The organism is Cohnella cholangitidis (genome assembly GCF_014107495.1).
In the GTDB taxonomy this organism is placed as follows: Bacteria; Bacillota; Bacilli; order Paenibacillales; family Paenibacillaceae; genus Cohnella; species Cohnella cholangitidis.
This window is the reverse complement of sequence record NZ_CP041969.1, coordinates 4,962,496-4,974,877: the sequence shown is the minus strand read 5'-3', so window position 1 is coordinate 4,974,877 and position 12,382 is coordinate 4,962,496. Positions and strand designations below refer to the sequence as shown.

The following is a 12,382-nucleotide window of genomic DNA, read 5'->3' as shown; positions in this document are numbered from 1 at the left end:
CCCTTCGCTCTGCTCATCCTTTGATGCCGGTTAACGTAATTCCCTCGATAAAATAGCGTTGACCGATGAAGAACAGCAAAATAATCGGCGCGATCATCGCCATCGAAGCGGCCATTAAATATCCCCATTGCGCGTTATAAAGTCCCTTGAACGTCGCTAGCCCCAAAGCCAACGTAAAGTTTTTCTCGCTATTCAGATAAAGCACCGGCTCCAGAAAATTGTTCCATACGTCGATGAAGGTGAATATTCCGACAACGAGCAACGCCGGCGTCGACAACGGAATAACGACGCGCCACAGCACCGCGAAAGGGGTCCCCCCGTCCATGTAGGCCGCCTCGTCCAGTTCCTTCGGAATCGTCATGAAAAATTGGCGCAGCAGGAAGATCTGGAATGCCCTTGGCCGATGTACGCCCCGCTTCCGAACCAAGCCGGCACGATCAGCGGAACTAACGAATCAAGCGCGCCAAGCTCCCGCCAGAGCACGAACAACGGAATGATCGTAACCGCGCTCGGCAGCATCATCGAACCGAGAATAACCGCGAATACGACGTTCCTTCCCGTCCAGCGCAATCTGGCCAAACTATAAGCGGTAATGACGCTCGTCAACAGGACGCCTGCCAACACGAACACTTCGATCGTTAACGTATTCATGAAATATTTGCCGAACGGAACGCTCGTCAGCGCCTCCGGATAATTGCTCCATTGAAAAGGCTTGGGAATCCATTCCGGCGGAAAAACGAAAATTTGCGAGTTGTCCATCAACGAACTGCGCACGAGCCACACGAGCGGCATGATCATTAAGAGGCTGCCCAGGATCAGGATCGCGTAAGTGAAGATCAAAGACGGTCTCCAGGCAGCCCTCCGAACGGCAAAGTTTTTTTTCGAACGAACGACCGCAGCGGCTTCCGGCATTATTTGTTGCCCCCTTCGTAATGCACCCATTTTTTCGACGTCTGGAAAATAATGAAGGTGAGCGTCATGACGATGAGGAACAATATCCACGCCAAGGCGGAAGCGTACCCGATCTTCGTCTCGGTGAAGGCCGTACGGAATAAATAGTACACATAGAACAAGGTGGAATTGTTCGGTCCGCCTTGCGTCATGACATAAGCTTGGTTAAAGGCTTGGAACGTGCCGATCAGCATCATGACGAGGTTGAAAAAAATCGTCGGCGTCATCGAAGGAATCGTAATGTGATAAAATTTGCGCCAGGCGCTTCCGCCGTCGACTTCGACCGCTTCGTACAAATGCGCAGGCACCGCTTGCAATCCGGCTAGGAAAATGATGACCGTATTGCCGACGGACCAAGTGCTCATCAGTACGATCGAAGGAATCGCCGTGGCTTCGTCGTAGATCCAGCGGTTGCCGGACAATCCCATGCTCTCGAGCATCGAGTTCAACAAGCCGAAATCCGGGTTGAACAGCCATATCCACAACATCGTGCTGGCGATGCTGGGTACGATGGTAGGCAAATAGAAAATCGTGCGAAATACCGATAAGCCCCTTACTTTCTGATTAAGCAGAAAGGCAACCATAAAGGCGATAGCAAGACATACGGGCACGCTGAACAACGAGTAATAGGTCGTTACGTATAGCGACTTGGTAAACGTCGGATCCTCGGTCAGAATCGTCTTATAGTTGTCGAATCCGATAACCTTCATTTCGTCGCCGATTCTCCAATCGGTAATGCTGAAAAAAAAGGAGCGATAACCGGACCGATCGTAAATATCAATAAACCCAGCATCGCCGGAAGAGCCAGAAGGATTCCCCAATTGCGTTCCATACGCAGAATCCCCGATTTGTTTCGTCTCATCCGCGTTCATCTCCTCACGGAAGATTTAACTTACGGAGACTAACGGGCGGAACGAAGAGCCAAGCTGACCCTATCCCGCCCGAGTCCATCCGGTTAATCGTTATTCGTTGGGGTATTTCCCTTGAACGAGCGGTTGGATTTGCGCTTCAAGCTCATCCAGCGCTTCTTGCGCGGTTTTCTTGTTCGTCCAGATCAGATCGAGTCCCGGCGCCAGCTTCGAATTGATTTCCGGCCAGTTTTTGATCTGGGTCGACGGCGATTTGACCGCGTAGCCTTTCGTATATTCGATTCCGGCTTGACGGAATTCCGGCGGATGCGCTTCGTTGTCCGTCCAAGCTTTGATCGCTTCGTCCTCGGTATAATATTTCTCCTCGGTCGGCATCCATAGGCCGGTTCTATAGAGATCGACCTGTTCGGGATTGTTATGGTACAGATAAAATTCCAGCGCTTCCTTCGGATGTTTCGTGCTGTTGAACACGACCGTCGTACCGGCCAGAATAACGGTCTTCGGCTCCTTAAGCTTAGGCAGAACGCCGATACCCCACTTAAGCTTCTTGTTGTTCGTCAAATCGAGTAACGCCCAAGTTCCGTCTAGCACCATCGCGACCTTGCGGGTTTGCAGCCTGACGTGATTGTCGGGCATGTTCTGCTGCTGGATGAGATCCGGGGAAACGCGATGCGTATAGATCAAATCCTGAAGCTTCTGGAAAACCTCGACGCTTTCCGGCGAGTTAAGCGCGTATTTGGTGCCGGATTCATCCAAGATGCCGGCCCCGTTGCTTTCCAGCAACGGCCCGTACGTTCCTCTGTCGCTGCCGAACGAGAAGCCGTACTGATCGATATTTTTCGCGTCGAAACCTTCTTCTCCCGGATGTTTGCCGTTCTTGTCTTTGGTCAGTTGTTTGGCTACCGTCACGAACTCTTCCCACGTCCAAGCTTTCCCCGGCTCGGAAGGCGGAAGCGGAATTCCGGCCTCCTCGAAAATTTCTTTGTTATAATACAGCACCATCACCTCCAGCGCGGTGAAGTTAGCCACTGCTTTACCCGGTTCCGTGTACAGATATGAGGCTTGCAGCTTGTTCTGCAAAGCGGGATACTGGTCGTAATATTGGCTGAAGTCCAGCAGTTTGCCTTCGCTTCCCCACTTGTTCGTCAGACCGTCTCCCAAATACGCCACGTCCGGAAGCTGATTGGCCGCCATGAGCGTGTTCATTTTCGTATTGTAGTCTCCCGGAACGTGTTCGCCTTTCACCGTGATGTTCGGATGGCTTTTATTGAAAGCTTCGATCATGTTTTCCATCGCTTTTTTCTCGTCGTTGCTTCCCCAATACATGAAGGTTAAATCGACGTGCTCCGCGGGCGAAGCCGCCTCGGTTGACTCTTCCGCGGGTTTGCTCGCTTCGCTCGGACTGCTTGAGCTCGAATCGTTGCCGCCTTTGTTTCCCGAGCTGCAGGCCGTAACTCCGACTAATACGAGTACCAGAACTATGGCGAGCCATCTGTGCTTGCGCAAGTTGAGCATACTTTGGTCCCCTCTCGATTCGATTTATTGGGTCACTCAACTTGATTATGGAACGCTCCGGATAGACGAACCATATAACGATTCCATGCCGCCTTTGTTTTGGTTCGATGATTTGGGCGAGCTACAAGTATCGCTTGCGGAATTCGGTCGGCGTAAATCCCGTGTTCTTCTTGAATGCGATGCTGAAATAATTCGCGTCCCCGAAGCCGACCGATTCGGCGACCTCCCCGACCTTGCGCTCGGAGTCCAGCAGCAGCTCGCGCGCTCTCTCGAAACGCACTCGCGTCAAATAATCCGCGAAGCACTCTCCCGTCACTTGCTTGAACCTGGAGCTTAAATATTTCGGACTGAGATGCAAATGCATAGCCAATCCGTTCAAGCTGACGTCCTCTTTCAAATGCTCCCGAATCCAATTTTTCGCTTGCTCGAACATTCTCGGAACGGTCGCTTCCCTATTCTCGCGGATCAGTCGGCCGACCTGAACGAAATATTCCGTCACGAACCGGATGATATCGTGCCCGTTGCTCAATTGGGATAACGTTAGCAAGGGATCAAGCGGCGTCCCGTCCTCCGCGTGCGGAATATGGCTCTTCACTACCCTCATCACGAACAACACGAGCTGGGTGGCCAACATTCTCGCCTGCCGGGACGGCAATTGTTCAAGTCGCGCCGACCATTCCCTCAAGATCGCGAGCACGGCTCCGTCATTGCCGGCTCTAATCTCCGAGATCAAAATGAACTCCTTATCGAGATGATCATGCTGCGTCTGCACTATCTGCACGCTCTCGTACGGGATGACTTGCCCGTTGCCGACCCACCCTTTGTGCTCCGCCGCATGAACTGCTTCCCGGTAAGCATCCGGCAACCGGTTCAATTGGCGTACCGCGCTGCTGATCCCAACCGTCATCGTGACGTCCATATATTTCCTAAGCACGGACCGCACCTGTCCGACGACTTCTTCTACCGTCCGGCCGTACGCGTTCGGCAGCACGATAATGACGCGATCGGGCGCCATCGCCGCGCCGAGCGTTCCCGACACGGACGATGCGGCTTCGATCGCCAGCTTGCTGAACGCATATCCGTATAACCGCTGCTCGTCGCTGCCGTTGACCCGGGGAGGAATAACGTCCAAATCGCAGCACAGAACGACGTACGGAGCGTCGCCGTTCGGCGCGGGCATCTGCCAACTGCGAATTTCGCCGATCGTGTCCTCGACGGAACGCCTCTGCAGCAACAAATCAAGCAACGCGTATTCCTGAGCGATAGAGCGTTGTTTGATTTGTTTATGCTCCATCCCTTCGGCGACTTTTCTTTGCCGTTTGACGGATTCTTGGGCACGAAGCAGTCCCTTTGCCAGCTCATCGCTCGTGATCGGCTTAAGCAGGTAGTCTACGGCCTGTAATCCGATCGCTTCCCGAATATAGGCGAGAGATTCATAGCCGGTCAGGAATAACAACGGAACCTCGTCGCCTTTATCGCGAAGCTGCCTAGCCACCTCCAGCCCGCTCATGTCCGGCAAATTAATATCCATGATCGCCATATCCGGCTTCTGCTCCTCGAATAGACGGAGCGCCGTTTCTCCGTCTTCGGCCAATGCAGCGATCTCGATCGGAAGCCCTGTCTGCGGCACGAGGTGCTTCAAGCCTTCGCGAATATGGAATTCGTCATCCACGATCAACAGTCGGAACATGTTTCCTTCCTCCTTCCGGTCGATTCGTCCACCACGGAACGATTAAGGTTACCGTTGTATATAAGCCGGGCTCACTGGAAATTTGCACGCCGTACTGCGGGCCGTAATATCGTAATCTGGCATGCACGTTCCGGAGTCCGAATCCGATTTTATCCTCGGTTTCCTCGCCCTCGAGCGCTTGTCGGATTTGCTCCAGTCGCTCGGGCTCGATGCCGTTGCCGTCGTCGCTGACCGAGAATTTAACTACGCCATCGTCCTTCTCCCCGGCTAGCATCAAGTAAGCGACTCCTTTGCGTTTCTTCAAGCCGTGGTAGATCGCGTTTTCCACTAGCGGCTGCAATATCAGTTTCGGTACGTAACCGGTCAATATGTCATCGTCGACTTCCGATATCCATTCGAATTTATCGCGGAATCGAAACTGCTGGACGCGAACGTAAGCATTCACGTGCTCCACCTCTTCGCCGATGCGAATGACCTCGCTGCCTTGACTGAGCGCAATGCGGAAAAACTTGCCCAGCGCGCCGATCATTTCGGACATTTCCCGTTGACCGTTAGCTAGAGCTAAACCGTTCAACGATTCAAGCGTGTTATAGAGAAAATGGGGATTGATCTGCGCCTGCAAAGCCCGAAACTCGGCTTCTTTCCACGAGAGCATCGCTTCGTAAATTTGGTCGTTCAGCCGCTGGTTTTCTCTCATCGTCCTATGAAGCCGCTCGCCGATCTGTCCCACCTCGTCTCTTGTGTCGAACGCGACGGACGTTGACGCCGCTCCTCCTCCGGTCAAGGTCATTAATCCTCTTAGCTTGCGAAGGGGGCGCCGGATCGTATCGCTCATTCGATAAGCCAGTATCCATCCTGCCAATAAGACGACGAGGAAAATTTGGATCGTTAATCTGCCGATTCGGTTAGCGTCCTCGAACAGAGCCTCGCTATCCACTCGATGAAGCAGAGTCCAGCCGTTCAGATTAAGCGGGACATAGCTCACCATCGAACGTTTCCCGTGCCAGTCCAACCATTCTTTGTCTTGCTCCGGTTTCGTCTTCGCTTCGTTCGCGATCTGCCGAAGCGCCTTGAAATCCGCATTATCGTTCTCGGGCAGCCGATAGATCGGATTGCCGACTTGATCCAGAATCCAATATTGCGACTTGGAATCGGGTTCTAAGAAGGAGATGCCGTGGAAGAAACTCGATTTCTCGATCTCGAGCATGAGAAAACCGAGTTCCTCGTAGTTTCCTTCCGTTCGCCTGAGCAGCTTGCCCACGTAGAGGTGTTCATCCGGGATCGAAAAATCCGTGCGGACGAAAGGCGACCCGCTATGCCAAGTGAGCCTATTATTTTGGCTAAGCCATTCATAGTAGTCTCTTGCCTCCTCTAAAGTGGGAAGACCGCCAAAGCGGATCGAATCGTTCCCTTGGTAAAAGGAGCGATTCGATCCGCCGTTGGCGGCATAGACGAGTGTTGAAATAATATAGGATTTCGTCTGCGTCTGAGCGCGGATAATTTTGTTCATCCTCTCCACGTTGCGCAGAAATTCGTAATCGTCCGAAGAGGTTTGCTGCAGGATGGATTGGACTTCCGGATTGCCGAGAATCGCGTTCGTCAAGTCGTTCAAGTCGGAGATCGTTCCGTTCAAGAAATTCGCGCTCATAAGCCTCGACTGGTAAGCATGCTCCTCCGCCTTGTTGCCGAGCGATTGGACGGCTATGCGATAGAACGTAAAGCTTAACGCAACCATCGGAACAACGGTAAGCAGCAGCGTCAACAACAGAAATTTGCCGCGGATCGTTCTGATCGTCCATCCGTTGCCGATGCGCCGTCGCTCCCCCATGCCGGAACCGCTCCTTTCCGCCTCATCTCGAAAATCGGGTTATTTTTCGCGTACCCAGACGGCCATCTCGCCTTCCGATCGGTTAGCCCATGCGTAATAAGGAATGAATCGGAGCGATGCCTGAGTTAACGGATAACGCTTAGCGACGTATAAATCGTCCGTTACCGTGGAAGCATCCGTTCTCCACCCGTGATCGGATTCCAGAACATAGACCCCGTTTAACAATTCCGGCTCGAAGCGGCCGCCGAACGTTGCCTCGGAAGAAAGCCGAACGTCTCTTAGGTTTCCGCCGTTATCCGCCTCTTCCATGCAATATACGATCGGTCCTCTTTGCACCGCGACTTTCCCCGCCGCTTCCCGCAGCTCCGGGTGGGAACGAACCAGCTCGACGGGCATCGCCATCTCGACTTGTATCCGGTCGCCCGAATTCCATGCGCGTCTAAGCTTCGCGTAGCCCTTCACTTCGATTAGTGCCGGATCGACCGGCTGTCCGTTTACCTTGACTTTGATGTCGTTGCACCAGCCCGGCAGACGAAGCGCCAGCGTAAAGTCGACGGGACCATCCGTCTGAAGCTGAAAGTCCGCGACGCCGTTCCACGGATATTCGGTTCTCTGGGTTACGGTCACTTGCCGTCCCCCGAATTCGCGCGCAACCCGACTGCCGATGTAGAGGTGGACGTACAGCTCCTCTTCGTTCACGGAGTAGATATACCTTCCGAGAGAAGCGATCAACCGGGCGATATTCGGAGGACAGCACGCGCATCCGAACCATGGCTGGCGCCGGAGCGTCGCTCCCGGAATGTCGTCCCGCTTGCCGGAGATAACGGGCCATACCTCAAGCGGATTGACATAAAAATAACTGCGTCCGTCCAGCGATATCCCGCTTAGCAGTCCGTTATATAACGTTCGTTCCATAATGTCCGCGTATTTGGAATCCGCTTCTATCTGCAGCAAGCGATGTCCCCAGTTCATGAGACCGATCGCGGCGCACGTTTCGGCATAAGCCCGTTCGTTCGGCAGATCGTAGTCGAAGGAGAACGCTTCAAAGGCGTCGGAGGATCCGATGCCTCCCGTGACGTACATCCTGCGCTGGACCGTGTTGTTCCATAACGCCCGCACCGATTCCAGCAACGAAGAATCCTCGTACTCGTCGGCGATGTCCGTCGCTCCCGCGAACAGGTACACGGCTCGGACGGCATGCCCTTCCGCCGATTGCTGCTTGCGGATCGGGGCATGGGATTGGAAATACGCCATCTGCCTCCGATCGACTCTTTCCTTCATGCCGGCCGCTTGCCGCTCGGCCAGTTCTACGTCGAAATACAGAGGCTCTCGCCCGCGCTCGTCGATGAAAAACTTAGACATAGCCAAGTATTTCGTATTGCCGGTCAGACGATAGAGCTTGACCAACGCCAGCTCGATCTCGGGATGGCCGCAATAACCGGGTTTTTGGGTTTCCTCGGGACCGAACGCCTCGGCGATGTGGTCCGCGAACTTGCACAAAATTTCTAACGCTTTCGGCTTTCCCGTCGCTTCGTAATAAGCAACGGCCGCTTCCATGAAATGGCCGGCATTGTACATCTCGTGATCGTCGCGGACGTTCGTCCATTGCAAGCCGGGTTTCTGGAGCTGGTAAAACGTGCCTAAGTATCCATTTGGCATTTGAGCGCGGCCGATCAGCTCGATCGCCGAGTCAGCCAACGCTTCCAGCGCCTCGTTCCGTTGCTGCTGCAGCACGAAACCTACCGTCTCCAGCCACTTGGCGAGGTCGCTGTCTTGGAAGACGAAGCCGTGATGGGCCGCCTCCAATTCGCCCGCGGCCGCTTTGAAGTTGGCGATCGTTCCGCTCGGCTCCGCGCCGGGCACCAGGTCGTTGAGCGCTTCCCATTGATAGGGAACGACCACGTCGCGAACGAGCCTTTGGCGCGGTGCCCAGAACTCGTCTTGAATGCTCACTTGCGGAATTGAAACCGGATTCATTTTTCTCATTGCGCAATCCTCTCCCATTTGTAAGTATCCTTCCTAATACTTACAAATTAACATGGGCGAGCTTGCATGGTCAGTCCGCTAAAACCCAACAATAGGTAGATAAAACTGACTTTTTACCCGTACTTTAAACCAAGGGGAACATGATTTATACTTACATCTAGATCATTTTATTAATAATACGACTGCACCTATCGGATAACCCTGTGGAGGCGAAATTTTATGAGCAACTATCATCCATTAACCGAGGACGAAGCGATCCGGATCGCTCGTAAGATTAACGGTATTTTTAATGATGAAGGCGAGCTTGTATGCCGTGAAATCGGCGACGGCAACTTGAATCTCGTCTTTCATGTTAGCCAACCTACTTCGGGTCGCAGTTTGATCGTTAAACAAGCGCTCCCATACGCCAAAGTCGTCGGAGAATCCTGGCCATTGTCTCTCGATCGCGCTCGGATCGAGAGCGAAGCGTTGATCATCGAAGATCGGTTGGCGCCGGGACTCGTTCCGAAAGTCTATCACGCGGACAACGATCTGGCCCTCACGATCATGGAAGACTTGAGCAGCCATGTCATTATGCGGCAAGGCTTGATCGACGGCGGCGTATATCCGTTGTTCGCGGAGCATATTTCCGAATTCTTGGCGAATACGCTGTTCTTCACTTCGGATCTTGGCATGAACCAGCAGGAGAAAAAACTACTCGCCCGTTCGTTCGCTAACCCGGATTTGTGCAAAATAACGGAGGACTTAATTTTCGATCATCCGTACGCCGATGCGGATACGAACAGCTTCGACCCGCATTTGCAGGACGATGCCAAGAAGCTATGGTCGGATACGGAACTGCATCTGGAGGTCGCGATCTTAAGGGAGAAGTTCCTGACCCATGCCCAAGCGCTGCTTCATGGAGATCTTCATACCGGCAGCATCTTCATTACGCCGGAGTCGACCAAAGTCATCGATCCCGAGTTCGCTTACTTCGGGCCGATCGGCTTCGACGTCGGCGCCGTTCTTGCCAACCTGTTGCTCCACTATGCTTCCCAAGAGCATTGGTCGGCTAATGAAGCAACGCGTCAAGAGCGCAGGCAGTATTTGATCGGAACGGTTCGCGACATCTGGACGAAATTCGAGCGCAAATTCCGCAAGCTGTGGGATGAGCGCGGACAGGATCGAATCGCGAAAACGGCAGGGTATCAGGATTTGTATTTGCGCAATCTGTTTCAAGATACCGCCGGGTTTGCGGGTGCCAAAATGGTACGGCGCATCGTTGGACTAGCGCATGTAGCCGATATCGATCGCATTCCGGATCCAACCGTACGCGCGAATGCGCAGAGATTGGCGTTAGCGATCGGCAAGAACCTGATCAAACGCAACCGTCAAATCGCATCTATCGAGGAACTGATAAGTATCGTCGATTCAGCCTCCCAAGCTTAAGGACATAAGGCTCGCCCTTTACGAGCCGAGAGGAGTACGAATAATGAGCAAGGAACAACGACAGGGAAAACAGTCAGATGAGGTTTTGCAATCTTTGCGATGGGAGAAAGGCGCTTTATCCCTACTGGATCAAAGATTATTGCCCGAGGAAACCGTTTATTTGCGCCTAACAACGCCGCAAGAGGTATGGGAAGCCATACGGGAACTAAAGGTTAGAGGAGCGCCTGCTATCGGAATCGCCGCCGCTTACGGCGTCGTGCTCGGCGTTGCCGAATTCGCCGGTTCAGGTGAGGAATGGCTTGCCGAGGTTAATCGCCATGCCGAATATTTGGCGACCTCAAGACCGACCGCCGTCAATTTGTTCTGGGCGCTTGACCGGATGAAAGCTTTTGCCCAAGATTTAGCGCAATCCGGTAAAACGATTGTAGATGCTAATCAAGCTCTGCTGGCTGAAGCGCAGCTTATCCAAGCAGAAGACGAGGCGACTAATCGCCTAATCGGGGAACATGCCCTCACTTTGTTCCAAGATGGAATGGGCGTATTGACCCACTGCAATGCCGGGGGTCTTGCGACCGCGAAATACGGCACGGCCCTCGCTCCCTTCTACTTGGCGCTGGAGCAAGGCATCAAGCTTAAAGTGTTCGCCGACGAAACGCGTCCGGTGCTTCAAGGCGCTAGATTAACCGCGTTCGAGCTTCAACAAGCGGGCGTCGACGTCACGTTGATCTGCGATAACATGGCTGGCCATGTCATGTCCAAAGGCTGGATTCAAGCCGTTATCGTCGGAACCGACCGGGTAGCCGCGAACGGCGATGTCGCCAATAAGATCGGAACTTATAGCGTTGCCGTTCTCGCAAAGGCGCATAACATCCCATTCTATGTAGCCTGTCCGCTGTCGACCATCGATTTGTCGACGCCAACCGGCGCCGACATCCCGATCGAAGAACGTCATTCGGACGAAGTGTCTATGGGATTCGGTAAGCGCACCGCTCCTCAAGGCGTTGCGGTGTACAATCCGGCTTTCGACATTACGCCAAACGAACTCGTGACCGCGATCATTACGGAAAAAGGAATCATTAAAGCGCCTTATTCCGACAATCTGCGACAACTATTCGACCGTTAAAGCCCGACCGGCGACGATGACGTTATGGAGCTGCCTTCGCCATAAGGCGAAGGGCTTCTTGACCGCTCATCCCGACGGTAATGCCCAAATTTCTCGCCGAATCCGTTATGGATTCGAGCGGAGCTTCCAGCAGCTGCTCCAATGTCCGCACGCCGACGGCTCGACCCGCAACGATCTCGCGCGCTTTGAGCCTTTCATTGAGAAGCTGCACATCCAACGCTCCGCACATGATATAACCATCGCCGGCCGTAATGGCTAATAGCGTTGTTCTCGGCAACAGCACTTCCACGCCAACCGCCGTCCAATCTTCAATCTGCAACGGAACCACCTTTACCATGCATATCACCTCCCTGCCATGCTTAAGGCATAGGTTCATGCGATATAGAATATGCGTCTAGAGATTCATTTTTCAGGGCATTTAGACCTATGATGCTTTTTTGGGCATTATAATCATGATATATTAGGAAATAAGGCATAGTTTCTATGGACTACGCAATACAATGGAGGCATTTTGCATGAACCGTTCCAATCAAACACCCGGTGGCTCCTATTCTTTCCATGTGGAAATCAACGTTTCTGCCTCCAGCAAAGGTGCCGCTTTAGTTCAATTACGCCAGGTACTAAGCAACGCGGACTTTGAGAATTACAAAATTATAAGCACGTTGCCAGCGGAATCCGACAACGTTCCGGCAAGCGCGCCATCCGCTCCGAAGAAGGCCGCCAAAAACCCATCGCAGCCTGATCCGCTGGAGACGCGTATCCGCCAATATATCGAGAGCAACAAGCTCATCAGACTTAACGTTAATAAAGGTCTCGGAGTGAAAATGAGCATTCCTTGCCGCGTGATCAACTTCGACCCTAGCAACCAGTTGCTTACGGTATACCATGTCGACGAGAAACAGGTATACAGCGTCGTATTAAACGAAATCGACGATTTCGTAGACTGACAAATAACCAATTAACGAAAAGGACTTGCACGGGAGATCTCCCGT

The 12,382-nt window shown here is 53.1% G+C and carries 8 protein-coding genes and 2 pseudogenes; 3 read left to right on the top strand and 7 right to left on the bottom strand.

Going from position 1 to position 12,382, the window contains the following annotated elements; genetic code table 11:
- Positions 1–13: 13 nt before the first annotated feature.
- The 6 genes and pseudogenes from FPL14_RS22845 to FPL14_RS22820 form a co-directional block, all read right to left on the bottom strand.
- Positions 14–912, bottom strand: a pseudogene (locus FPL14_RS22845) (carbohydrate ABC transporter permease).
- A pseudogene (locus tag FPL14_RS22840) lies at positions 912–1,813 on the bottom strand (carbohydrate ABC transporter permease). The pseudogenes FPL14_RS22845 and FPL14_RS22840 overlap by 1 nt, the downstream one beginning before the upstream one ends.
- A gap of 100 nt (positions 1,814–1,913) precedes the next feature.
- Positions 1,914–3,335, bottom strand: coding sequence for an ABC transporter substrate-binding protein (locus tag FPL14_RS22835; protein ID WP_182299909.1), 1,422 nt, complete (start codon positions 3,333–3,335; stop codon positions 1,914–1,916).
- A gap of 121 nt (positions 3,336–3,456) precedes the next feature.
- Positions 3,457–5,025 (bottom strand): response regulator, encoded by a 1,569-nt coding sequence (locus FPL14_RS22830; protein WP_182299908.1) that lies wholly within the window; start codon positions 5,023–5,025, stop codon positions 3,457–3,459.
- Positions 5,000–6,853, bottom strand: coding sequence for a cache domain-containing sensor histidine kinase (locus tag FPL14_RS22825; protein WP_182299907.1), 1,854 nt, complete (start codon positions 6,851–6,853; stop codon positions 5,000–5,002). Before FPL14_RS22825 ends, FPL14_RS22830 begins: the two co-directional genes overlap by 26 nt.
- Before the next feature lie 39 nt (positions 6,854–6,892).
- Entirely contained in the window at positions 6,893–8,839 is a 1,947-nt protein-coding gene (locus FPL14_RS22820; protein WP_229263628.1) for a glycoside hydrolase family 127 protein, read from the bottom strand.
- Positions 8,840–9,058: 219 nt separating this feature from the next.
- On the opposite strand from FPL14_RS22820, the gene mtnK reads away from it, so the two are divergent.
- Both mtnK and mtnA read left to right on the top strand, forming a co-directional pair.
- Complete coding sequence (gene mtnK / locus FPL14_RS22815; RefSeq protein WP_182299906.1) at positions 9,059–10,267, top strand: S-methyl-5-thioribose kinase; 1,209 nt, start codon at positions 9,059–9,061, stop codon at positions 10,265–10,267.
- A gap of 43 nt (positions 10,268–10,310) precedes the next feature.
- Positions 10,311–11,390: an S-methyl-5-thioribose-1-phosphate isomerase gene (mtnA, locus tag FPL14_RS22810; RefSeq protein WP_182299905.1), complete on the top strand. Its 1,080-nt coding sequence runs from the start codon at positions 10,311–10,313 to the stop codon at positions 11,388–11,390.
- Positions 11,391–11,412: 22 nt separating this feature from the next.
- Here mtnA and FPL14_RS22805 read toward each other — a convergent pair whose 3' ends face one another.
- Positions 11,413–11,727, bottom strand: a complete 315-nt coding sequence (locus FPL14_RS22805; RefSeq protein WP_182299904.1) for a YunC family protein — start codon at positions 11,725–11,727, stop codon at positions 11,413–11,415.
- 178 nt (positions 11,728–11,905) lie between these two features.
- On the opposite strand from FPL14_RS22805, the gene FPL14_RS22800 reads away from it, so the two are divergent.
- Positions 11,906–12,337: a hypothetical protein gene (locus FPL14_RS22800; RefSeq protein WP_182299903.1), complete on the top strand. Its 432-nt coding sequence runs from the start codon at positions 11,906–11,908 to the stop codon at positions 12,335–12,337.
- Positions 12,338–12,382 lie beyond the last annotated feature (45 nt).